Source organism: Nocardia glycosmidis, assembly GCF_052545115.1.
The window spans coordinates 20,244-42,786 of record NZ_JBQWRH010000005.1 but is presented as its reverse complement, the minus strand read 5'-3'; the positions used below and the strand labels follow the sequence as shown (position 1 = coordinate 42,786).

Here is a 22,543-nt window from a genome sequence, read left to right as displayed (position 1 = left end):
GCGCGGTGTCCGGCCCTGCTAGACCGCTTCTACCTGCTCTTATGTGGTATCCAGCGGTGCCGTATGGCACGGTGGAGGACAATCAGAATGCTTCCGCGCCGGCCTGGGCTGGAGGGGAGCGAAAGGCAGAACGTTCGCCGGACACGGTGAACCGGTGCGGTGAACTGCGGCTCACCGCACCGATGGGAGCGCGGATATTCCGGCGGGTACAGGAGGCATGTTGAGCGACGATGACTTATCGGCTCATCACCCTCGACCAGGTGATCGGCTCGACGGGCCACCGGCCCGCCGAGCACCGGTCGCACCGTGGGAACGCCGTCCGCCGCATCCCGAAGCCGACAATCCGGATGTGAACGGCGGTCAGAACGGCAGCAGGCCGCAGATCAGTCATCCCTCGGCCGCGCCGCGGCAGGGGCAGGGGCAGGGGCAGGGGCAGCGCATGCCACCACCGCCGCCAGCGGTTCAGCCGCGACCGCAGTGGCCGTCCGCTCCGCCGCCGCGCCAAGATCCCGGGCCGCAGGTGGGCCAACCGCAGCAGTACCCGGCGCCGCTGCCGAATCCCGGACAACAGCCCGGTTCCGCACAACCGTCCGGTTTCACACAATGGTCCGGCCCCGGACACCCGGCCGGTGGCCCGACCGAGCGTCGGCGACCTGCGCCACCTGGCCCTCCCCGTCCGGCGCCTGGCCAGTCCGGCCCGCGCCCAACAGGCGCGCCGACCCCTGCGCCACCGGCTCCGTCCACCGCGCCGCGTCCGCCACAATCGGGCGCAATCCCGGCCACGCCACGTCCGCCCCAATCTGGTCCCATCCCGGCCGCACCGCGTCCCCCGCAATCTGGTCCCATCCCGGCCGCACCGCGTCCCCCGCAATCGGGTCCCATCCCGGCCGCGCTACGCCCACCACAGTCAGGTGCCAACGTCCCCGAGTCGGGCCGAGCGACGCCGCCCCGCTATGCCCCGCAGCAGCCACAGCAGATTCCGCCACCGGCTTCTCAGCGGCCCCCGGTTCCCGTCCGGCATGAGCCCCCCGGGCCGGACCGGCCCAGGACCAGCGAGTGGCCTGCCGCCACCAGTACCGCGCAACCGCCGAAGGCGGAGGATTCGAAGCAGAGCGCGAGTTCCCGGCTGCTCAGCGACTCGGGATCGATCGCGTTCGCGACGCTGATCAGCCGGATCACCGGATTCGGCAAGCAACTGCTGCTGCTGACCGTGCTCGGCCCGGCCATCGCCAGTGCGTTCACCGTCGCCAACCAGATCCCGAACATGATCGCGGAACTGGTGCTCGGCGCGGTGCTCACCGCGATCGTGGTGCCGACGCTGGTGCGCGCGGAGCAGGAGGACCCGGATCGCGGCGCTGCTTTCGTCCGGCGCCTGGTGACCGCGGCCTTCGTGGTCCTGGCCGTCGCCGCACTGCTGGCAACCGCGGCGGCCCCGGTGCTGACCACGCACGTGTTCCTGTCGGACGACGGCAAGGTGAACACCGCGCTGACGACAGCGCTGGCCTTCCTGCTGCTGCCCGCGATCCTGTTCTACGGCATGTCGGCACTGCTCACCGCGATTTTGAACACCAGACAATTGTTCAAACCCGGTGCGTGGGCTCCCGTGCTGAACAACGTGGTCGTGCTGACCGTGCTCGGCCTGTATGTGCTGATGCCGGGTGAGATCACCCTGAACCCGGTCAAGATGAGCGACCCCAAGCTGCTCGTGCTCGGTGTCGGCGTCCTGAGCGGCGTCGTGGTGCAGGCGGTCAGCCTGATTCCGGCGATCCGCCGGGCAGGCATCGACCTGCGCCCCCTCTGGGGGGTCGACGACCGGCTCAAGCAGTTCGGCGGCATGGGCGCCGCCATCATCCTGTACGTCCTGATCAGCCAGGCGGGCTTCGTTTTCGCCACGCGGATCTCCTCGCACGCCGACGCGGCCGGTCCGGCGATCTACAACAACGCGTGGCTGCTGCTGATGTTGCCCTACGGCGTGCTCGGCGTCACGGTGCTCACGGCGATCATGCCGCGGCTGAGCCGCAGCGCCGCGGCCGACGACACGCCCGCGGTGGTGGACGACCTCTCCGCCGCCACCCGGCTGACCATGATCGCCCTGGTTCCAGTGGTCACCTTCCTCACCCTGGCCGGCCCGCAGGTCGGTCAGGCGCTGTACGGCTACGGCAATTTCGGCTCCGACGCCGAGCGCCTCGGCCTCGCGGTCAGCTGGTCGGCGTTCTCGCTGATCCCGTATTCACTGGTGCTCATTCACCTGCGCGTGTTCTACGCCAGGGAACAAGCGTGGGTTCCGACCTGGATCATTCTCGGCATCACCACGGCGAAGGTCGTCTTCTCGGCGCTCGCACCAGTGGTCACCGACGCCGAACACGTGGTGATCGCGCTCGGCGTCGCGAACGGTCTCGGGTTCGCGGTCGGCGCCGCGGTGGGCGGCTTCCTGCTGCACCGCAGCTTGGGTGATCTCCGGATGGCCAATGTCGGCCGCACGGTGACCCGGGTGGTGCTCGCGTCGCTGGCCGGCGGCGCGGTGATGTGGATCGTGGACCGGGTACTCGGGCTGGACCGACTGAGCGCTTCGTTCGACGGCCCTGGCTCGCTGATCCGGGTGGCGATCACCGCGGTCGTCATGTTCGCGGTGGCCTTCGGCCTGATGCGCCTGGCCGGGATTCCGGAGATCGTCGCGATCACAGTGGCTATCTCGCGGCGCCTCGGCTGGACCGCACCCGCGCCGGAACTCGACCTGGCGAGCCCGGTCGAAGATCCGTACGTCACGCAGGTGCTCCGCAGACCTGACCCATACCTGGCCTACCCGCGCTTCGACCCGTACATGGACACCCAGACCATGGTGCTGCCCGTGATCAGACCGGAAGCTGTTGACCGCACCGGCCTGAGTCAGTTCCCGTACCCTGTTCGGCAGACGAGCACAAGTGGCGAATTCGCCGGAACCGCGACAAATCAGGGCGAGACAAATCAGGGCGAAGGAGGACCGAGGGTGAGCGACGACGCGGTGGGCGGCGTCCCGGCCGCCGATTCTTCTACGACCACGGCCGGCGGATTGTCCACCGATGTTCCGCCGACCGCGGGGGAGCCGTTGGATCCCGCGTACGCGAACAAGGAGCCGGGGACGGTTCCGCCGGATCAGGACGCAGCGAGACCGCAAGAGGATCAGCTGCCGCCGCGCGATCCGATGTACGACACCGGGATGATCCCCATCGGCTCGCCGGAGATGCCGCCGATGGGTGGCGAGAACTTCGGCGGTCGACGCATTCCCCGCGGACCCAAGCTGATCCCGGGCGCCTCGGTAGCCGGTGGCCGCTACCGGCTGTTGGCCGACCACGGCGGTGCCCGCGGCCTGAAGTTCTGGCAGGCGCTGGATATCAAACTCGACCGCGAGGTCGCGCTCACTTTCGTCGACGCCGACCAGAAGGCGAGCGACAACTCCGGCCACGATGGCCCGCAGGCGATCCTCTCCCGCACGCTGCGCCTCGGGCGGATCAGTTCACCCGGCCTCGCCCGTGTTCTGGACGTGGTGCGCGGTAGCTCCGGCGGCATCGTGGTGGCGGAGTGGACACCCGGCCGCTCGCTGCGCGAGATGGCCGAAACGGTGCCGTCCCCGATCGGCGCGGCGCGCGCCATCCGTGCGCTCGCCTCGGCGGCCGAGTTGGCCCACCGCGGCGGTGGGTCGCTGTCCATCGACCACCCCGACCGGGTGCGCATCAGCGCATCCGGCGACGCGGTGCTGGCCTTCCCCGGCACCCTGTCCGATTCCGACGCGCAGTCCGACGTGCGCGGCCTCGGCGCGATGCTCTATGCGCTGATCACCGCGCGCTGGCCGATCCGCTCCGGCGGCGTCTCCGGCGCCGCCGCCACGGTCGGCGGCCTGCGTCCGGCGGATTTCGGCTCGGACGGCACCCCCATCGAGCCCCGCCAGATCCGCCCCGAAGTGCCGTTCGAGATCTCCGCGGTCGCCGTCCGCTCGCTGGAATCGAACAAGGGCGTGCGCACCGCCGCCACGGTCCAGCACGTGCTCGAGCAGGCGTCGGTGGTAGACCAGAAGACCGATTTCATCCCGGTGCTGCGCCTCGGTCAGCGCGCGTCCGCGAACGTCGATGAGTCGCTCGCCGATCCGGAACTGCTGGCGGCGGAACGGGAACGATCGCAGCGCATGATGTGGATCATGGTCGGGCTGGGCATCCTGGCCGCATTGGTGGTGGGCGTGGTCATCTGGTGGATGGTCAGTGTTTTCGCGCCGAGCGCCGCTGACGCACCGCTGAATGAGCAACGCAATATCGGCCTGACCACGAACAGCCAGCCGCAGCCCACTCCCGCGGCCGCGGGCCCCAACCTCACATCGACCGGTGTACCGGTCCCGGTGACCGGCGTATCGGTGTTCTCCCCTGAGGGCACCCCCGACGGACTGTCCGCCGTCCAGGCGGTGCTGGACAACAATCCCGACACACTGTGGCGCACGGATCAGTACTTCCAGCAGTTCCCAGCGCTGAAGAAGGGCGTCGGGCTGCTGGCAACGCTGCCCACCCCCGCCAAACTCATGAATATCTCGATCAATTCGCCGAGCGCGGGCACGTCGGTGGAGATTCGCACGTCGCCCACCGGCTCGCCGACCCTTGATCAGACGCAGCTGATCGGGTCCGCCCGGCTGGAAGACGGCGTCACCGACATCTCCGTGCGCGCCGACCAAGCCGCCCGCTACGTACTCGTCTGGATCACCGGGCTGGGGAACTCCGGCGGGCAGTTCCAGAGCGCCATCGCCGATATTCGTTTCGACGCCGCACCGTAGTTCGGCCGCACACGGGACCGGCCGTTCGGGCAGGCCATCAGCGCGCGCCGGGGAGCGCGCATTCCTCCGATTTCGCGCGCTCGCTTGGTTGCTGCCAAATCATAACGGACGTTATGATCTTGGAGCGCTCTCAGCAGGGGAGCTTCCCAGGGGCTCCGGTGCTTTCGATCCCGGATGCTGCGAAATGCTCGGCGATGGTCAATCGTGTCCGTTGCCGCCGTGAGCGCTGTCCGAGGGGTTGGCTTTGTCGTCGGAAATGAATGAGGGGCTGCGCGGGGGGTCGTCGCCGCCGGTGGTGTGCCGAGAACGTTCGCTCGTTCTGGATGAGTGCAGCGATGTGGAGTTGTTGCGGGCGCACGTGAATGGCAAGCGTCATGCGTTCGCGGAGTTGCTGCGCAGGCATAACGATCATTTGTGGCAGACGGCGTTGCGGACGTCCTATACCCGTGAGGACGCGGCGGATTCGTTGCAGGATGCGTTGTTGTCGGCGCATCGGATGGCGGGGGCGTTTCGGGGTGAGGCGGAGGTGCGCAGCTGGTTGCATGCGATCGTGGTGAACGCGTGTCTGGATCGGATCCGGCGCAATAAGTCCCGGCGCGCAGTGTCGTTGTCGACAGACGGTATGCCGGAGCCGGTGGAAGATCGCGACGAGATCGCCGCGGTGGAGATGTCGATGGTGATCGATCGGGCTTTGTTCGCGTTGCCGCCGGAGCAGCGGACCGCGCTCGTCGCGGTTGATGTGGAGGGGTATAGCGTGGCCGAGGCGGCGTTGCTGTTGGGGGTACCGGAGGGGACGATCAAGAGTCGGTGCGCTCGCGCGCGGCAGCGGTTGAGCCAACGGCTGAATTTTCTGCGTGATCCGGGGAACCGGAGGTAGCTGGGGTGCGTCATTAACAATGCCGGCCTCCTCAGCGATGTAGACGAACAGCAATGTAGATAAGCCGCAATGTAGCTAAACAGCGATGTAGAAAAACAGCGACGTAGAAAAACAGCGACGTAGCCGAACGCTGTGCAGGCAGGCCCGCCGCCGAGGTGGGCATTGCGGTGGTGTCAGAGGCGAACGCCATGGCAGAAGCGAACTATGGAGGTGCGATGGCGAGAGGCGTGCCGCGGCCCGCGTTCACGGCCGAGTTGCTCGCCGACCTGCATGCCGGCAACCTGCCCCAGCGCCGGCGTGAGCAGTTGTGGCCCGCGGTCTCGCGGGACCCGCAGGCGCTGCGTTTCCTGCGGTCCCTGGATGAAGTCAGCGCCCAACTGGGCGCACTGGGCCGCGACGAGCGCATCGTCCACCCCATGCCCGCCGACGTAGCCGCCCGACTCACACGGTTCGTCGAGGAATTACACCCGCCGGTGGACTCCACCACGCCGTATCGAGACGGCGTCGGGTCCGATGCCATCGCGCCGGACAACACCCCACCGGTCACCACTCCGGGTGCCACCGTCCGGGATGCCGCTACGCCCGGCGTAAGCGCGCCGGAGGCCGCGATCCATCGGCTGTCCTTCGTGCCGACACACGAATCCGACAGCCGACCAACGCATTCTGAATCCACACCCGCTGAGCTGGTCACGCTCGGGAAGCGCCGTGGCGGCAAAGTGCGCTGGATCGCCGCGGCAGCCGCGGCGATCCTCGCCGTCACCGGCGGCGGGTTCGTGATCTCAGCGCTCAATATCTCAGCGGTCAGTAATGACGCGCGCCCCGCACCTAACGCCCAGATCAGCGCCGCGCCCACCAGCGGAAACACCGACCTCGGCGAGGAGCTCACCGCCACGGTCGCGCTGGGCGCACTCGGTCGGCACACCGCCACCGGCGCACTGGCCAGCCCAGCAGCACTGCAGCTCTGCGCCCACGCCAACGGACTCGACCGCCCTGTCCTCGGCTCCACCGACATCACCTTCCACGGCCGCAATGCCGTTCTCATCCTGCTCTCCGGCCCACACCCGCCCACCATCACCGCGCTCGTCGTCGGAACCGGTTGCAGCGCAGATGATCCACAACAGAGGGCGTTACAGGACATCGGCTGACACCGTGAAATCGACCACGTGCACGATGTGACCCGGACGACACGGGAACAACAGCGATTATCCTGTTGTTGATCGGCACGTCCCTGTCGTCCACTTCAGACCCCCGGAAGGGCCCCATGAGCGTTCGCGACCTGATCATCATCGGCTCAGGACCTGCCGGCTACACGGCCGCTGTCTACGCCGGCCGGGCGGAGCTCGAGCCGCTGCAGTTCGAGGGCACTCAGTTCGGCGGCGCGCTGATGACCACCACCGAGGTGGAGAACTTCCCCGGCTTCCGTGACGGCATCATGGGCCCCGATCTCATGGAAGAGATGCGCGAGCAGGCCAAGCGATTCGGCGCGGAAATCCGCACCGAGGACGTCGACGCGGTGGACCTGAGCGGCCCGATCAAGAAGGTCACCGTCGGTGCGGAGGTCTACGAGGCCTACGCCGTGATCCTCGCGATGGGCTCGGCGGCTCGGTACCTGAATGTGCCGGGTGAGCAGCGGTTGCTCGGGCGGGGTGTCAGTGCCTGCGCAACCTGCGACGGCTTCTTCTTCAAGGGACAGGACATCGTGGTGGTCGGCGGCGGCGACTCCGCGATGGAGGAGGCCACCTTCCTGACCAAATTCGCCTCCAGCGTCACCATCGTGCACCGCCGCGAGGAGTTCCGTGCCTCGCGCATCATGCTGGAGCGGGCGAAGGCGAACGAGAAGATCAAGTTCGCGCTCAACGCCGAGGTGATCGAAGTACACGGTGAGAGCAGCGTCACCCATCTGACGTTGCGCGACACCCGCACCGGCGAAACCTCCGAGCTGCCGGCAACCGGTCTGTTCGTCGCGATCGGCCACGATCCCCGCAGCGAGTTGGTCAAAGGCCAGGTCGCGTTGGACGACGAGGGATACGTGCTGGTGCAGCACCCGACCACGGCCACCGATATCGCCGGCGTCTTCGCCGCGGGCGATCTGGTCGACCACACCTATCGCCAGGCGATCACGGCCGCGGGCACCGGCTGCCGGGCAGCCATCGACGCTGAGCGCTGGCTGGCCGAGCAGGGCGATATCACCGCGAACACCCTCGACCACGCGGGCGAGTCGGTAGCTGTCCCCGCCAACTGATCTTCCGTCTCGCCATATCGCAAGGAGAAATTCATGTCCGAGTCCGCCAAGACGGTCACTGTCACCGATGCGTCCTTCGCCGACGACGTGCTGCTCAGTGAGAAGCCCGTCCTCGTCGATTTCTGGGCCGACTGGTGCGGGCCGTGCAAAATGGTCGCGCCCGTGCTGGAGGAGCTCGCGGGCACGCACGCGGACAAGCTGACCATCGCCAAGCTGGACGTGGATGCCAACCCGAGCACCGCCCGCGACTATCAGATCCTCTCGTTGCCCACTATGATGCTGTTCCGCGGCGGTAAGCCGGTCAAGCAGATCGTCGGAGCGAAGGGCAAAGCGGCGCTTTTGCGCGAGCTCGAAGACGTCATCTGACGGCGCGAAACGACAGCGCGCCGTAGGATGCCTGGACCCGGCGAATTATCGCAACCCGGTCCGGGTCTGAGACAATCGACCGACGCTCCGGTCGTGCGAAGGTGTATCCCATCGCATGAGTGGGTACCCGCGGGTTGACGGAAGGAAAGGGCTCTCGCGCATGCACCGACTTCGTCACGGCGATTCGGGTCCAGCCGTAGCAGAGGTTCGGAGCACCCTGGCAAGTCTCGGGTTCCTACATGCGCACGCCGGCACCGATCACGCAGACGCACGCGAGTACTGGAAAGAGACCGACGTCTGCTTCGACCATCATCTCGACTCCGCGGTCCGTGCGTTCCAGCAGCACCGCGGGCTACTCGTCGATGGCGTGGTCGGTCCGGCGACCTATCGGGCGCTGAAAGAGGCGTCTTACCGACTCGGCGCGCGCACGCTGATCTATCAGCTTTCCGCACCGCTGTACGGCGACGACGTGGCCACCCTGCAGCGCAGGCTGCAGGATCTCGGTTTCTACGTGCACCGCGTCGACGGCTATTTCGGCCCGCACACCCACGACGCGTTGTCGGCCTTCCAGCGTGAGATCGGATTGTCCGCGGATGGCATCTGCGGTCCTGACACACTTCGCTCGCTGGACCTGCTCGGCGCCAGGGTCACCGGGGGCAATCCACATCGCATCGCTGAGGAAGAAGTGGTGCACCGGGCGGGCCCGCAGCTGACCGGCAAGCGGATCGTCATCGATCCGGGTCTCGGGGGCCCGGACAAGGGCTGCCCGGTACCCACCGAGTACGGCGACGTCTATGAGTCGGAAATCCTGTGGGACTTGGCAAGTCGCCTGGAGGGCCGGATGGCGGCGACCGGTATGGAGACCTTCCTGTCGCGCCCGTGGGGAGCCAATCCGACCGACGCCCAACGCGCCGACACCTCCAATGCCTTCGACGCCGATCTGATGATCTCGTTGCGCTGCGCGGCCAATCCGAGTCCGCTGGCGAACGGCGTCGCCGGGTTCTACTTCGGCAACTCACATGGCTCGGTGTCGATGATCGGACAGGTGCTCGCCGGCTTCATCCAGCGGGAGGTTGTCGCGCGAACGTCGTTGCAGGACTGCCGAACCCATGCGCGGACCTGGGATCTGTTGCGTCTCACCAAGATGCCGACCGTGCAGGTCGACATCGGCTATCTGACAAACGAATACGACGCCTCGGTGCTCACCAACCCGCGCATGCGGGATGTCATCGCCGAAGCAATCCTGATCTCGGTGAAGCGGCTGTACCTGCTGGGGCAGGACGATCAGCCCACCGGCACGTACACCTTCGCGGAATTGCTGGCCGAGGAGCTGGCCGCCGCAGACCGAATGTAGCTCCCTGCGCTGAACCGCGCTGTCGTCCGGCTCAGCGCGCCCCGATACGGGTCGGTATGGTCATCGAAGCCGCCGCGAGCAGTTGATCCAGCGCCCGCTCGACGTCTTCTTTCCAACCGTGATCGGAGTCCAACTCCAGGCGCAACCGCGGAAACCGGTGATGCGGGGCGACGACTTCGAAACCGACGTCCTCGAGGAAGTCCGCATCGATCATGCAGGTCTCCGGCGAGCATTGCGTCGACGCCCCGGCTGAGCTCGAACCATTGATCGGGGCGACGATCCGTTCCATCAGTGTCATCGAGCCGAAGCGCTCCGACAACGCCTGCGTGGACGGATCGGTGCGAATGCCGAATGCCTCCAGTGCGCGTACACCGCGACGCACCAGATCCGCCACCACCGCTTGGATCAATTGGTGGGCAATGTCGGCATCATGGTAGGGAAACTCGGCTCGCAGCGTGGTCAGCAGGATCGCGTCCGGGCTTACTGGGGAAGTGGGGAAGAGTGCGGCACGCGGTACCGCGCTCGGCGGAGCGTACAGAGCGCAGCCCGCGACGTTGCCGTCGACGTTCACCACCTGTCCGCACGAACCCCACTCCAGCATGACGGTGGACAGCCACGCTTCCTTCTCGAAGACCGGATCGCTGAAGTTGCGCGAGTCCTCGGCCACGGCGGGATCCATCTCCCAGAAAACACAGCGGCGCGCATGCGCGGGAAGCTTTTCCAGTCCGCCGAGGGTTAGTACTGTGACGCTGGTCGACACTGCTCTGCTCAGCCTCCAGCTGTCCGATTCATCCACGCTCACGTCGCATCAATGTTTGTTCGCCAGCAAGAATAAGCGATCAATGGGAACCCGCCTCATTCCGTGTCGCTGTGCTGTTGGTCAGCAGGACTTGTGCTACTCCGCCTCGCGGAGCGCACCTCATTTCGGAGACCGCGCAAAACCATGCCGTCACAGTGACGTTTTGGCTGCTGGCCCATACCTACAGACATCACGAGCTAAATTTCGTCACTTCTGTCACACCTTGGATTTTTTCTGCTCCATCAGGGCGACGATCCGCTCGAGGTCGTCGACCGACCCGAACTCGACAACGATCTTGCCTTTGCGCTTACCCAGACTCACGGTGACCCTGGTGTCGAACGAGCCGGACAGCCGATCCGCCACGTCCTGCAGACCTGGCATCTGGATCGGCTTGCGACGGACTACTGGGGCGGGCCCCGTGGCATCCCGATCTCGGTTCGCCAACATGACAGCTTCCTCAGTAGCCCGGACCGAGAGTCCCTCGGCCACGATGCGGGTGGCGAGCGCCTCTTGGGCGTCCGCACCCGCCTCGAGTCCGAGCAGTGCCCGCGCGTGCCCGGCGGACAACACACCCGCCGCGACCCGGCGCTGCACCAGGATCGGCAACTTCAGTAGTCGGATCATATTCGTCACAACCGGTCGGGAGCGACCGATTCGGGCAGCTAATTCCTCATGGGTGACGTCGAATTCCTCCAGCAACTGCTGATACGCCGCCGCCTCTTCGAGTGGGTTCAGCTGCACCCGGTGGATGTTCTCCAGCAGGGCGTCACGCAGCATCGCCTCGTCCGCGGTTTCGCGGACAATGGCGGGAATAGCGGCCAGACCGGCCTCCTGGCACGCCCGCCAGCGCCGCTCGCCCATGACGATCTGATAGCGGTCGACACCCGGCTGCACCCGCCGCACCACGATCGGTTGCATCAGGCCGAACTCGCGGATCGAATGCACCAACTCGGTCAGCGCGTCTTCTTCGAAGACTGTGCGCGGCTGCTTCGGGTTCGGCTCGATGTGATCCGGCGGGATCTCGCGGTAGAGCGCGCCGCCGACCGCTATCTCGGTGTTGTCGTCGACGGGGTCGGGGACCCGGTGCAGGTACGTCGCGGTGGGCTGCGGACCGATCGGATCGAGACCGATGACGCTTGCCGCGGCACTGCCGAGTTCCGGCGTGGCCGCCGGTGCCGTCGGGATCAGCGCGGCGAGACCGCGCCCGAGTCCACCCTTCTTCGCCTGACTCATCGGCCTACCGACCCCTTTCTCATTTCGCCACCAACCGGACTTCGCCGAGCATCGACTCGGCCGAACCGGGTCACTCCGCCGACTTGGTCGCGGCAGCGGGCCGGACCAGCGCGCGCGCAGCCATCTCACGTCCGGCATCCAGGTAGCTCATCGCACCCCGGGAGCCTGGATCGTAATCGAGCACTGTCATGCCGTAGCCCGGTGCCTCGGACACCTTCACACTGCGTGGAATCACCGAGCGCAGCACGACATCACCGAAGTGACCGCGAACCTCTTCAGCGACCTGGTCGGCCAGCTTCGTGCGGCCGTCATACATCGTGAGAATCACGGTCGAGACGTGAAGTTCCGGATTCAAATGCGCCTGTACCAGCCCGATATTGCGGAGCAGCTGGCCGACGCCTTCCAGCGCGTAGTACTCGCACTGAATGGGAATCAGCACCTCCTTCGCGGCAACCAGCGCATTGACCGTCAGCAGGCCCAGCGAGGGCGGGCAGTCGATCATCACGTAATCGATGTTGTACCCGGCGATATTCGCCTCCTGGATGGCAGATTTGAGTCGACCTTCCCTGGCTACCATCGACACGAGCTCGATCTCGGCACCGGCCAGGTCGATGGTCGCGGGGATGCACAGCAGACGTTCATTGTGCGGACTCGCTTTGATTGCCTCCTTGACCGAGGCCTCACCGATGAGCAGCTCGTAGCTGGACGGGACGCCCGAATGATGCTCGATCCCCAAGGCGGTACTGGCGTTGCCCTGCGGATCCAGATCGATCACGAGAACGGTCATCCCCTGATGCGCCAGGGCGGCCGCCAGATTCACGGTTGTGGTCGTCTTACCGACGCCACCTTTCTGATTGGCGATCGTGATGATGCGCTGCTCGTGCGGTTTCGGCACAGTCACCTTTCCTGGATGGAGAACTTGGCTTGCGCGTTGGGCTTCGGCGGCTATCGGGGTTTCGCTCGGGGAGATGTGCCCGAACGGTGTGCTTCCGAATGCCTCCGCGTCGAAATTGCTGGAGTCCAGCATCCCCGGCACGCGCGACGTTGTTTCCCGTGAAACATTCGCCGGACCGCTCGACATAAACAGCTCCTAACCCGAGAAACTTCAGAACACGCGCGCGTCGGGACAGGTCGACGTCGTGCCTGCAACAGCCTTGTCGGATCGAACACGATGCACAACTGGGGTCGCGGCGCCCGATCGACCGAGCGGAGCTCTTGCCGCTGTGACAACCAGATCGTCCGTGGTACCTGAGCTCACGCCCGACGCCCACTAGCTTGCCAGCACTCAGCGCGATAAGAAAGTTGAATCGCGACGACGCGCAGAGCGACACGCGAATCCGCACGATTCCGCCTCGCCACATGCGCTGTTTCACATGAAACATCGTCCACGGGAACGAACGTACCTAGTGCTGCCGAGCATCCCTCCCGCCTGCCGGGAGATTGGTCGCTGTCCGAGGGGGCGTCTCACCGTTCGATTTCGCCACCGCACGGCGACTGACACACCGTTCCGGCGGAATAACTGCACCGCCTCGGACTGCACGACGAGATCGGATGCGCGACTGGCACGTTGCGTTCTCGGTTGTGGTCGCGCTGACGGCGGGAGGTTCGGCTGCGGCGTTCGGCGGTGCGAGCGCGTCCGCGCTGGAGCTGAACCCGTTCCCTGGCGGCACCGCGAACCTAGCCGCGCCCCTGACCGCGCGGACCTACAACGGCCACTTGCTAGACGAGTGACGCGATTCCGAAAAGAGCAGCACCTCAACGCCATCGATGTGTGTCGGGCACGACCAACATCGATTCAGGTCGGCCGGAGCCATGTTTCACGTGAATCATGCAGTGCTCGTGTGCCAATCGAACAGATTCGCGGAGCGAGGCCGGCATGTCACTGGTATTCGCGGAGGGATTCCGTCGGCACATGGTGTTGAACTTCGTCGACCGCGACAATGCGCCGGGACACGACCATGAAGACGCTGATCGACTGAACCGATCCGCTGACCGTGGACTCTGGCTCGAATCCATCGGCTACTCGGCAGCATCGCCCGGCCTATCACCTCAGTTCCGTCAGCGTGACGAAACGACGCGACCTTTCCGGTGCGCCATTCGGATGTGGTCCCACGATCGAGCAGTCGAGGGTCGAGAGGGCATGGACGTGGGCTCGCGCTCGCCCGACCACGATGACTCAACCAGCCAATCCCTATTTGGCTTTCCGGCCCGCGCGCTTGACGCGCCCACGCTCCATCGCACCGGTACGTGCCGCCTCGGCACCGCCCGCGACCACTCGTTCGGCTCGCCGCCGGGAAGTGCGCTCGGCGCGGGGGAGCCGTTCGGCGCTGATCACCATCGTCGGAGTGGACACCAATCCGACGCCGCAGGCCAGCACGATCGCGTTACCGGCGCCGGCCCGCGCCAGGGCATCGCCGTCGCGCTCGAGTTCTTCGGCTGCGCTGGCTCCCTTCAGCGCGAGCATGTGCCCGTGGTCGCGCAGGAGCGGAAGCGACCACTGGGCGAGCTTGCCGAGCGGCGCAACCGCGCGGGACGTAACGACGTCCGCCCCGCCGGCTTCCTTCATCACGCCCGACTGTTCTGCACGCCCCCGGACGACGGTCACGTCCAATCCGACCGATTCGATGAACTCGCTCAGAAAGATGGTTCGGCGCAGTAGCGGTTCGACCAAGGTGATCCGGAGGTCCGGCCGTGCGATCGCCAGCGGGATCCCGGGGAGGCCGGCGCCACTGCCGATATCGACCACGGCCGCACCTTCGGCGATCAACTCGCCGAGCACCGCGCAGTTCAGGATGTGACGATCCCAGAGGCGGGGCACCTCGCGCGGACCGATCAGCCCGTGCTGCACGCCCGCGGTCGCGAGCGCCGCGCAGTATCGCTGCGCGATATCGAGCCGGTCACCGAAAACGGTCACCGCCGACGCGGGTGGTTCCAGCTCCGCTGGCGCCGCGGTGGTCCCACCGAGATCTCGTTCCACGTGAAACATCCTTCCGAACTCGAGTCGATCAACGAGCGAGCAGTCGGGCGCCGGACACGAATAGGGCCTCCGGTCCGAAGACCAGAGGCCCTATCCAACCACTGTTCATTCAGCCACGGAACATGCGCCTCATTCGGCCGCGTGCAAGGCTTCTGCCGAATGCGCATCCTCTGCGGCCTCCTCAGCATTCTCGCGGCCCAGCCTGGACGGCCTTCCGTCCAACTGAACCCGTTATGCCGTCGCTCCGGAGCACCGACGCTCAGACCGGAGCGACCACCACGTGGCGGTTCGGCTCGACGCCTTCGCTTTCGCTACTGACGCCCTCCACTGCGGACACCGCGTCATGCACGATCTTGCGCTCGAACGGGGTCATGGGCGCCAGCGATTCCGGCGTGCCCGACTCCAGCACCCGCTGCGCGGCGGCCGTACCGAGCTCGCTCAGCTCCGACCTCCGCTTTGCCCGCCATCCCGCCACATCGAGCATCAGCCGACTCCGTACCCCCGTTGCCTGTTGCACGGCCAGGCGAGTCAATTCCTGCAAGGCGTCGAGCACCTCGCCATTGCTTCCGACAAGCTTGGTCAGGTCGCGACCGCCGTCGATGCTTACGACAGCGCGGTCGCCTTCGACGTCGAGATCGATATCACCGTCGAAGTCGAGCACGTCGAGCAACTGCTCGAGATAGTCGCCGGCGATCTCGCCTTCCTCGATGAGAGCTTCCTCGGTGTCGTTCTCGACATCGTCGGCGTCGGTGCCGGCATTCACCATCGTTGTCGCCATGGCGGCGTCCCCTCCGTCGGTCTCAACAGTCATTTGATTTCCTTCATCTGCTCATCGCGCGCGCCGGGCGCTCGCCGCCGGGCGGTATTCGCGATCAAAGGGTTGCTCAGCGATAGAGAGAGGTGGACCGGCCCGGCCCACATCACGAGGTCAGCGCCTGCGCTTCTGGTTTGCCCTGCCGCGGTTCGCCCGCTTCTGGCCGCCCGCACGACGTTGCCCAGTGGCCTGCTTCGCCGGTTTGGCGGTGCCGTTAGTCGATGCGATCGCCGTATCGGCGTCAGCCTCGGCAGCACCAGCGGATGGCGTCGGCTTCTTCTTCACATCGACCGGTTTAGCGCCTGGCTTCGGTGCGTTCTGCGCACGCTGCTCCAGCTTCGCCTGCTTTTTGGCTTCGTCTTCCTTCGCCATCCGGCCGAAGACAAGGTGCTGCTGCCCGTAGGTCCAGATGTTGTTGGAAACCCAATACAGCAGGATGGCAATCGGCAGGAACGGACCACCGACGAGGACGCCGAGCGGGAACACCCACAGCGCGAGCTTGTTCATCATCGCGGCCTGAGGGTTGGCCGCGGCTTCCGGCGTCTGCCGCGCGACCGAGGCGCGCGCGTTGAAGTGGGTCGCGAGACCTGCGATGACCATCAAGGGGATCGCGACGAGCGCGATGCTCAGCCGGCTCGGCACACCGCCGTAGTCCGCGAACGCCTGCAACTCATTGATCGGCGTGGTGATGAACGCCGAGATCGGCGCACCGAAGATGCGGGCGCTCAGGAACGACTGGACGTCGGTGGCGCTGAAGACGTAGTTCGCGGTGTTCGCGTTCTGCTCGGGTGTCATACCGAGCTGGCCGAAAGCGTGCCCGGTCCGGTTGAATGACCGCAGCACGTGGAACAACCCGAGGAACACCGGTACCTGAGCGAGGACCGGAAGACAGCCCATCAGCGGGTTGAAGCCGTTCTCCTTCTGCAGCTTCTGCATCTCGACCGCCATCTTCTGACGGTCGTTCTTGTACTTCTTCTGCAGTTCCTTGATCTGCGGCTGCAGCTCCTGCATCTGCTTGGTGGTGCGCACCTGTTTGACGAACGGCTTGTAGAGCACCAGGCGCAAGGTGAACACCAGGAACACCACGGCCAGTGCCCAGGTGAGACCGTTGTCCGCGCCGAACGCGAACCCGAAGACCCGATGCCAAAACCAGAGGATCCAGGACACCGGGTAATAAATGAAGTCGAGCACGGCTCTATGCACTCCCGTCGTTCGTGTCGCCGATCACCGCGTGCGGCGATCCTTTACAAGCGTTCGGCTGCGATCGCGGCTCGGCAGGCAGGCTCGCTTCCTGCGGCGCCACGTCGGCAGCTGCCTCGTCCGCGGGATCGGCGCGAAGTGTGCTCCGCGTCCGGTCCGGGACGGGGTCCCACCCACCAGGGTGCCAGGGTGCGCATTTGGCCAAGCGCACGACCGTCAGTACGAGTCCGATGAACAGGCCACGGGTGCGCAGCGCGGTAACCGCGTACTCACTACATGTAGGGGTGAATCGGCACACCGGCATGCGGGTGGGGGAGACGTAGATCCGATACAGCTCGATCAGAAAGATCAGCGCATTCGCGGGCAGTTTGGTGATTGTCGCGGAGCTCATGCCGGACCGCCCATCCGCGCTCCGGTGGCGACGCCGAGCTTGCGCAGAGCGCCGCGCAGCTGGCGGAGCAGGTCATCCGAGGACGCTGTGGCCGCACCTGGAAGTACCCGGATCACGACGTCGGTCCCCGGCGGCACCTCGGCCACCAGCTGGGCGCACATATGACGCAGGCGGCGAGCAACGCGATGTCGAATGACCGCGTTGCCCACCGCCTTGCTGACAATCAGCCCGAAGCGTGGCCCACCCACGCGAACCAGCTTGTCGTCCCGGACCTGATCGTGTCGTTCATTTGCGCCCACGACTCCGTCATACTCGCCCAGCAGCGCGTGCACGACCAGATCGCGCCTCCCGATTCGCTGGCCGCGGCGCACCGTCCGGGAGAAGTCGGCACGATGATGCAACCGATACGGCTCAGGCAACACCCGAGCGTCCGAGTGCGAGGATCAGGCAGTGAGGGAGGCGCGGCCCTTGCGGCGACGCGCCGACACGATGGCGCGACCCGCACGGGTGCGCATCCGGAGCCGGAAGCCGTGCACCCGCGCCCGACGACGGTTGTTCGGCTGGAACGTCCGCTTGCCCTTGGCCACGGTCAACACTCCTCGAGTAGGCGGGCACCAGGTAGCGCCCGAAGCTTTGTCGGTGATACGTGTAGTGCGCGAATGAATCGCAGGGTCTGGTCATCATCCGGCACGCGTCGGTCCTGGCGCACAGTCGGTCGATCACGACCTAAACGCCGGTCGATCACGACTTAACGCGGTCAGCACAAGACCGCCACCGCACCAAGGGGTGACTGTACGAGGGTACTGATCGGCTCGGGACGGGTCAAACTCGCCCCATGCCTACGAGCCGACCCCGGCGATCAGGCAGAATCGGCCGCGAGGAGCCAGACGTCCTGGCAGTGACCGTGAGTTCGTCCACACCCCTAGCCGCTGGACACCTCGGCCGCTCAGGTGTGTTGCCAGCCGATTGCTATAGAGCCGCAGGTCGCAGCGTTGCCGCTCGCGCGCGTGCGCGCATTCCTCAACTCCCAAGAGTTCTCCACATCTGTGGATAATTGTGTGGAAAGACCCCTGGAGTGGCATATTCGTAGGGCCGACGGTGCCACGCCGCAGCCTGGATGGGGGACCCGGGCAGCGTCCGAACCGGTTACGGATGTACGCAGGATCACGGGATCGACCCGATCACGGTCGCACCTCATCCGCCCCGCGTACCCGGCCGTCTGCTCCTATCGACCTACTTCCGGGGAGGAAACTGCATGGACGACGAGCAGAACGTGTTGGCCACGGTGTGGCCCGAGGTTGTCACCGAGCTGACCACCGGGTCACCGGATGGCGCCATCCCTCCGGTGACCCGAGCGCAGCAGGCCTGGCTGAAGCTGGTCAAGCCGCTTACCGTCGCACAGGGGTTCGCCTTGCTCTCGGTGCCTTCGTCGCTGGCGCAAGAGGCCATCGAACGCGATCTGCGCGAGCCGATCCTGCGTTCCCTAGCCCGTCGCCTCGGCCCGCAAGTGGAAGGGCTCGGTGTCCGCATCGCGGCACCGACCAGTCCGACGGTCGACCGGCAGAGCAACACACCCCGGCACGCCAGGATGACGACCCGGCCCGAGCGAACGCGAGATGTCGGGCGAGCCCCGGCCACCTATCCGGGTGCCGACTTCCCCGGCCGCGACGAATACCCCGCGCCGCGCTACGCGCAGTCCGCTGACTACGCGCCGGCGTCCCGGTATGACGATGGCTCCGACTTCGCCCGCCCCGAATACGGACAGGAATTCGCACCGGCCGAGGAGTTCCGCCAATCCGAGTACGCCCACACCGACTATCCCGCGCGCAGCGAGTACTCCACGATGGCCGAATTGCCAGGGATGTCCGCAGCGGACGCGGCGCCGCGGCGCGAAAACGGACTGCCGCCGCGCCGCGAGTCGGCCGTCCCGCCGGGCCAGGAGTCGCTGTTCAATCCCGAACCCGGACCGGGCCCGCTGCGCGCCTCGGTGCGCGAAGCCGCCGAGACCGACGCGGGGCCGGCACACGATCCGGTCCGCGAGCCGATCGGTGACAATCCACGTCGTGACCACGACGACGAGCCCGTGGTCAACGTCCGCAACTCGTGGCCGACCTACTTCACCAAGTCGCAGGAGACGTCGGCTCCTGCGACATCCTCGGCCAGCCTGAACGCGAAGTACACCTTCGAAACCTTCGTCATCGGCGCGTCGAACCGTTTCGCGCACGCCGCCGCCGTCGCCATCGCGGAAGCCCCCGCGCGCGCCTACAACCCGCTATTCGTCTGGGGCGCTTCAGGATTGGGCAAGACACACCTGCTGCACGCGGCGGGTCATTACGCTCAGCGCCTCTTTCCGGGCATGCGGGTCAAGTATGTCTCGACCGAGGAATTCACCAACGACTTCATCAACAGCCTGCGTGACGACCGAAAGGTCGCGTTCAAGCGTCGCTACCGCGAGACGGACATCCTGCTGGTCGATGACATCCAGTTCATCGAGGGCAAGGAAGGTATCCAGGAGGAGTTCTTCCACACGTTCAACACGCTGCACAACGCGAACAAGCAGATCGTCGTTTCCTCGGACCGTCCACCGAAGCAACTGGCCACGCTGGAGGAGCGGCTGCGGACACGGTTCGAGTGGGGATTGATCACCGATGTGCAACCGCCGGAACTGGAGACCCGGATCGCCATCCTGCGCAAGAAGGCGCGGATGGATCGGCTCGACGTGCCGCACGACGTATTGGAGCTGATCGCCAGCCGGGTCGAGCGGAACATCCGCGAGCTGGAAGGGGCGCTCATCCGCGTGACCGCGTTCGCGTCGTTGAACGGTCAGCCGCTGGATTTGCCGCTGGCCGAGGTCGTCTTGCGCGATCTCATGCCGGACACCGCGGCGCTGGAGATCAACGCGGCGACCATCATGGCCGTCACCGCGGAGTACTTCAATACCACCCTCGAAGAACTCACCGGTCCCGGCAAGGCTCGGCCGCTGGCCCAGGCCAGGCAGATCGCCATGTATCTGTGCCGCGAGCTGACCGACCTTTCGCTGCCGAAGATCGGTCAGGCGTTCGGCCGCGACCACACCACGGTGATGTACGCGGAGAAAAAGGTGCGCAAGGAGATGACCGAGCGCCGCCGCGTCTACGACCAGGTACAGGAACTCACAGCCCGGATCAAGCAGCGCTCGCGCTGAGGTTCATCCACAGGTAAGCACCGCCCCTGACCTGGGGCGGTGCTTTTTTGTGGGTTGTGGATTCCTCGAGGAATCCTTGTGGAGTCCTCGAGGAATCCACGGGTTTGTCCACTGGTTCATGCACAGGCGGGCGGGCGCGGCGCCAAACCTCCGCTCACAGGCCGAATTCAACAGTTTCCCCAGCGGCGGTTGTGCACACCCCTTGACCAGCACGTGGTCCGGATCTGCCTTGTGGATTCCTCGAGGAATCCTTGTGGAGTCCTCGAGGAATCCTCGAGCTGTCCACGATTTCGTGCACAGGTGTGCACAACTGGGTGAATCTGGTGGAACAACTCGAGGAGTGCTCGAGGATGAATCTGGGACAACCGGCGAAGCTCCACAGACGCCTCGTGTTCATCCTCGAGACACCCCATCGTCATCCCCACGGCACCACACGAGCTGACCAGCGGATTCGGCCATATTCCACAGAATCCACAGGACCTACTACTACTTCAGTTCTTCTCATTAGAGATCTCTCTTCAAAACAGGGTGTGTGGAAAAGTCGGTCGAGCATCGTCGCGTCGGCGGCACAGGACTTCCGGCAGGGAGAGGCGGACTGACCGATGGTCGTCTCGGCGTCGCGCCACCTCCTGGAGACGAACACCTTCCGGAGACGAACGAGGACGAACCCCGACCGCGTCTCGCACGCCTCTGCGTGACTGCGCTGCGCAACCGTTCGGCAGCCGGCGCCAAGTACCGCCGGAGGGTCGGGCTAGGTGCCTGCGCCCGACGCGGGTACGGTTTGATGTCGGTCGCCTGTGCCACACTGCGAAAGCGGCCGATTCGGCAGAACCCTTGCGAGAACCGACTTCGAGAACCGACACTGACGAGCCGACAACAGATCACGGAACCGGGAGAGGACAGATCGGGCGATGGAGCTTGCGAGCATGAAGTTTCGGGTCGCCCGCGAGGATTTCGCCGACTCGGTCGCCTGGGTGGCACGCAGTCTTCCGTCCCGGCCCCCCGTTCCGGTGCTCGGTGGTGTCCTGCTGGTCGCCGATGAGGACGGTCTGACCGTCTCCGGCTTCGACTACGAAGTCTCCGCGCAGGTGCGCGTAGCGGCGGAGGTCGCGGGCCCCGGCCAGGTGCTCGTCTCCGGCCGCTTGCTGGCCGACATCACCAAGGCGTTGTCCAATAAGCCCGTCGATGTCTCGGTGGACGGCACCCGGGTGCTGATCGCCTGTGGCAGCGCGAAGTTCTCCCTGCCCACCATGCCGGTCGAGGACTATCCCCAGCTGCCCGAAGTGCCGCAACAGACGGGTGCGGCGAGTGTCGAGGTCTTCGCGGAGGCTGTTGGGCAGGTCGCCGTCGCCGCGGGCCGCGACGACACCCTGCCGATGCTCACCGGGATTCGCGTGGAGATCGAAGGCTCGCAGGTCGTCCTGGCGGCGACCGACCGGTTCCGCCTTGCCGTCCGGCACATCGAATGGCAGCCCACGCGCCCCGATATCGAGACTTCGGTGCTCATCCCGGCAAGGACGCTGTCGGAGGCCGCCAAGACGCTCGGACCCTCCGACGCACCGGTCCAACTGTCGCTGGGCGCCGGTGGGGGATCGGAAGGCCTGCTCGGCATCGTGAACGCGGGCCGCCGCACCACCACCCGACTGCTCGATGCGGAATTCCCTAAGTTCCGCCAGCTACTCCCCAAAGAGCACACCTCGATCGCCACCCTGGCGGTCGCCGCGCTCACCGACGCCATCAAACGCGTCGCGCTGGTCGCCGAGCGCGGTGCACAGGTGCGGTTGGAGTTCTCCTCGGACGGGCTGCTGTTGTCCGCGGGTGGCGACGATGCGGGACGCGCCGAGGAATGGTTGGAGGCCGACTTCCGCGGCGAGTCGCTCACCATCGCGTTCAATCCCGGCTACCTCATCGACGGCTTGTCCGCGTTGCACGCCGACCGGGTCACCTTCGGTTTCACCACGCCGAGCAGGCCCGCCGTGCTGCTGCCCGCGTCCGAGGAAGAGGTCGAGGTACTCGACTCCGGCACGTTCGCAGCGCTGTCCAGCCCGTACATCTACCTGCTGATGCCGGTCCGGCTCCCGGGCTGATGGCCGGTGCATGATCGGGTGCCGTGCGGATCCACGCCGCGTGATCCGATGCGGGTGAGCGGACGTATCGCTGGACAACCGCCAGCGATACCGGCGGACTCGGTCACGCCGAGGAGGTCCGCGCACTTTATCCACAGGTGTTCCACAGGGCGGTGGCACGCGCCGCAGCGAACGGCGCCCGCACTGGGGCCGTTTCCACCAGCAGAAATAACCGCTTCAGCCCGGCC

At 66.1% G+C, this 22,543-nt stretch carries 20 protein-coding genes; 10 read left to right on the top strand and 10 right to left on the bottom strand.

Going from position 1 to position 22,543, the window contains the following annotated elements; all coding sequences use genetic code 11:
- Window positions 1-230: 230 nt before the first annotated feature.
- A complete protein-coding gene (locus ACT86A_RS08020) occupies window positions 231-353 on the top strand; it encodes a hypothetical protein (protein ID WP_445091378.1) in 123 nt (40 codons plus the stop codon).
- A gap of 640 nt (window positions 354-993) precedes the next feature.
- On the opposite strand, the gene ACT86A_RS08015 is transcribed toward ACT86A_RS08020, so the two are convergent.
- On the bottom strand, window positions 994-1,299 hold the full coding sequence (locus tag ACT86A_RS08015) for a hypothetical protein (protein ID WP_445091377.1): 306 nt from the start codon (window positions 1,297-1,299) through the stop codon (window positions 994-996).
- Between ACT86A_RS08015 and ACT86A_RS08010 the strand changes: the two genes are divergently transcribed.
- The 6 genes from ACT86A_RS08010 to ACT86A_RS07985 all read left to right on the top strand — a co-directional run bounded on the left by ACT86A_RS08010 (window position 1,265) and on the right by ACT86A_RS07985 (window position 9,631).
- A complete protein-coding gene (locus ACT86A_RS08010) occupies window positions 1,265-4,792 on the top strand; it encodes a murein biosynthesis integral membrane protein MurJ (RefSeq protein ID WP_445091376.1) in 3,528 nt (1,175 codons plus the stop codon). The two genes, ACT86A_RS08015 and ACT86A_RS08010, sit on opposite strands and share 35 nt — an antisense overlap.
- Window positions 4,793-5,036: 244 nt before the next feature.
- Entirely contained in the window at window positions 5,037-5,669 is a 633-nt protein-coding gene (sigM, locus tag ACT86A_RS08005; protein ID WP_445091375.1) for an RNA polymerase sigma factor SigM, read from the top strand.
- 188 nt (window positions 5,670-5,857) lie between these two features.
- A complete protein-coding gene (locus ACT86A_RS08000; RefSeq protein ID WP_445091374.1) occupies window positions 5,858-6,814 on the top strand; it encodes an RsmA family anti-sigma factor in 957 nt (318 codons plus the stop codon).
- A 116-nt stretch (window positions 6,815-6,930) separates the two neighbouring features.
- On the top strand, window positions 6,931-7,911 hold the full coding sequence (trxB, locus tag ACT86A_RS07995; RefSeq protein ID WP_445091373.1) for a thioredoxin-disulfide reductase: 981 nt from the start codon (window positions 6,931-6,933) through the stop codon (window positions 7,909-7,911).
- A gap of 33 nt (window positions 7,912-7,944) precedes the next feature.
- Entirely contained in the window at window positions 7,945-8,277 is a 333-nt protein-coding gene (gene trxA / locus ACT86A_RS07990; protein ID WP_445091372.1) for a thioredoxin, read from the top strand.
- Window positions 8,278-8,437: 160 nt separating this feature from the next.
- Window positions 8,438-9,631, top strand: coding sequence for an N-acetylmuramoyl-L-alanine amidase (locus ACT86A_RS07985; protein ID WP_445091371.1), 1,194 nt, complete (start codon window positions 8,438-8,440; stop codon window positions 9,629-9,631).
- A 31-nt stretch (window positions 9,632-9,662) separates the two neighbouring features.
- Here the strand turns inward: ACT86A_RS07985 and ACT86A_RS07980 are convergent, their stop codons facing one another.
- The 3 genes from ACT86A_RS07980 to ACT86A_RS07970 all read right to left on the bottom strand — a co-directional run bounded on the left by ACT86A_RS07980 (window position 9,663) and on the right by ACT86A_RS07970 (window position 12,690).
- Window positions 9,663-10,391 carry a GNAT family N-acetyltransferase gene (locus ACT86A_RS07980; RefSeq protein ID WP_445091370.1) on the bottom strand — a complete coding sequence of 243 codons (729 nt, stop codon included), beginning with the start codon at window positions 10,389-10,391 and terminating at the stop codon, window positions 9,663-9,665.
- Between the two features lie 255 nt (window positions 10,392-10,646).
- Window positions 10,647-11,663, bottom strand: a complete 1,017-nt coding sequence (locus ACT86A_RS07975) for a ParB/RepB/Spo0J family partition protein (protein ID WP_445091369.1) — start codon at window positions 11,661-11,663, stop codon at window positions 10,647-10,649.
- Between the two features lie 70 nt (window positions 11,664-11,733).
- Entirely contained in the window at window positions 11,734-12,690 is a 957-nt protein-coding gene (locus ACT86A_RS07970; RefSeq protein WP_445091612.1) for a ParA family protein, read from the bottom strand.
- A 524-nt stretch (window positions 12,691-13,214) separates the two neighbouring features.
- Between ACT86A_RS07970 and ACT86A_RS07965 the strand changes: the two genes are divergently transcribed.
- Window positions 13,215-13,394, top strand: coding sequence for a hypothetical protein (locus ACT86A_RS07965; RefSeq protein ID WP_445091368.1), 180 nt, complete (start codon window positions 13,215-13,217; stop codon window positions 13,392-13,394).
- A 460-nt stretch (window positions 13,395-13,854) separates the two neighbouring features.
- Here ACT86A_RS07965 and rsmG read toward each other — a convergent pair whose 3' ends face one another.
- The 6 genes from rsmG to rpmH all read right to left on the bottom strand — a co-directional run bounded on the left by rsmG (window position 13,855) and on the right by rpmH (window position 17,632).
- A complete protein-coding gene (gene rsmG / locus ACT86A_RS07960) occupies window positions 13,855-14,649 on the bottom strand; it encodes a 16S rRNA (guanine(527)-N(7))-methyltransferase RsmG (RefSeq protein ID WP_445091367.1) in 795 nt (264 codons plus the stop codon).
- 250 nt (window positions 14,650-14,899) lie between these two features.
- Window positions 14,900-15,418, bottom strand: coding sequence for a Jag family protein (locus ACT86A_RS07955; protein ID WP_445091611.1), 519 nt, complete (start codon window positions 15,416-15,418; stop codon window positions 14,900-14,902).
- A gap of 150 nt (window positions 15,419-15,568) precedes the next feature.
- Complete coding sequence (gene yidC / locus ACT86A_RS07950; protein ID WP_445091366.1) at window positions 15,569-16,645, bottom strand: membrane protein insertase YidC; 1,077 nt, start codon at window positions 16,643-16,645, stop codon at window positions 15,569-15,571.
- A gap of 4 nt (window positions 16,646-16,649) precedes the next feature.
- A complete protein-coding gene (yidD, locus tag ACT86A_RS07945; RefSeq protein ID WP_445091365.1) occupies window positions 16,650-17,045 on the bottom strand; it encodes a membrane protein insertion efficiency factor YidD in 396 nt (131 codons plus the stop codon).
- Entirely contained in the window at window positions 17,042-17,467 is a 426-nt protein-coding gene (gene rnpA, locus ACT86A_RS07940; protein WP_445091364.1) for a ribonuclease P protein component, read from the bottom strand. Before rnpA ends, yidD begins: the two co-directional genes overlap by 4 nt.
- Window positions 17,468-17,488: 21 nt before the next feature.
- Complete coding sequence (gene rpmH, locus ACT86A_RS07935) at window positions 17,489-17,632, bottom strand: 50S ribosomal protein L34 (protein ID WP_006550910.1); 144 nt, start codon at window positions 17,630-17,632, stop codon at window positions 17,489-17,491.
- Window positions 17,633-18,300: 668 nt separating this feature from the next.
- Here rpmH and dnaA point away from each other — a divergent pair.
- Together dnaA and dnaN are read left to right on the top strand one after the other, a co-directional pair.
- Window positions 18,301-20,229, top strand: coding sequence for a chromosomal replication initiator protein DnaA (dnaA, locus tag ACT86A_RS07930; protein ID WP_445091363.1), 1,929 nt, complete (start codon window positions 18,301-18,303; stop codon window positions 20,227-20,229).
- Window positions 20,230-21,140: 911 nt separating this feature from the next.
- Window positions 21,141-22,316: a DNA polymerase III subunit beta gene (gene dnaN, locus ACT86A_RS07925; RefSeq protein ID WP_445091362.1), complete on the top strand. Its 1,176-nt coding sequence runs from the start codon at window positions 21,141-21,143 to the stop codon at window positions 22,314-22,316.
- The last annotated feature ends 227 nt before the right edge of the window (window positions 22,317-22,543 follow it).

Bases quoted from the DNA above. Each gene is read 5' to 3' on its own strand.
- yidD (WP_445091365.1), bottom strand. From the start codon at position 17,045: ATGAGCTCCGCGACAATCACCAAACTGCCCGCGAATGCGCTGATCTTT.
- ACT86A_RS07985 (WP_445091371.1), top strand. From the start codon at position 8,438: ATGCACCGACTTCGTCACGGCGATTCGGGTCCAGCCGTAGCAGAGGTT.
- dnaN (WP_445091362.1), top strand. From the start codon at position 21,141: ATGGAGCTTGCGAGCATGAAGTTTCGGGTCGCCCGCGAGGATTTCGCC.
- rsmG (WP_445091367.1), bottom strand. From the start codon at position 14,649: ATGTTTCACGTGGAACGAGATCTCGGTGGGACCACCGCGGCGCCAGCG.
- ACT86A_RS08010 (WP_445091376.1), top strand. From the start codon at position 1,265: ATGATCGCGGAACTGGTGCTCGGCGCGGTGCTCACCGCGATCGTGGTG.
- trxA (WP_445091372.1), top strand. From the start codon at position 7,945: ATGTCCGAGTCCGCCAAGACGGTCACTGTCACCGATGCGTCCTTCGCC.
- trxB (WP_445091373.1), top strand. From the start codon at position 6,931: ATGAGCGTTCGCGACCTGATCATCATCGGCTCAGGACCTGCCGGCTAC.
- ACT86A_RS07955 (WP_445091611.1), bottom strand. From the start codon at position 15,418: ATGGCGACAACGATGGTGAATGCCGGCACCGACGCCGACGATGTCGAG.
- dnaA (WP_445091363.1), top strand. From the start codon at position 18,301: ATGGACGACGAGCAGAACGTGTTGGCCACGGTGTGGCCCGAGGTTGTC.
- ACT86A_RS08000 (WP_445091374.1), top strand. From the start codon at position 5,858: ATGGCAGAAGCGAACTATGGAGGTGCGATGGCGAGAGGCGTGCCGCGG.
- ACT86A_RS08020 (WP_445091378.1), top strand. From the start codon at position 231: ATGACTTATCGGCTCATCACCCTCGACCAGGTGATCGGCTCGACGGGC.
- ACT86A_RS07975 (WP_445091369.1), bottom strand. From the start codon at position 11,663: ATGAGTCAGGCGAAGAAGGGTGGACTCGGGCGCGGTCTCGCCGCGCTG.
- ACT86A_RS07965 (WP_445091368.1), top strand. From the start codon at position 13,215: ATGCGCGACTGGCACGTTGCGTTCTCGGTTGTGGTCGCGCTGACGGCG.
- ACT86A_RS07970 (WP_445091612.1), bottom strand. From the start codon at position 12,690: ATGCTGGACTCCAGCAATTTCGACGCGGAGGCATTCGGAAGCACACCG.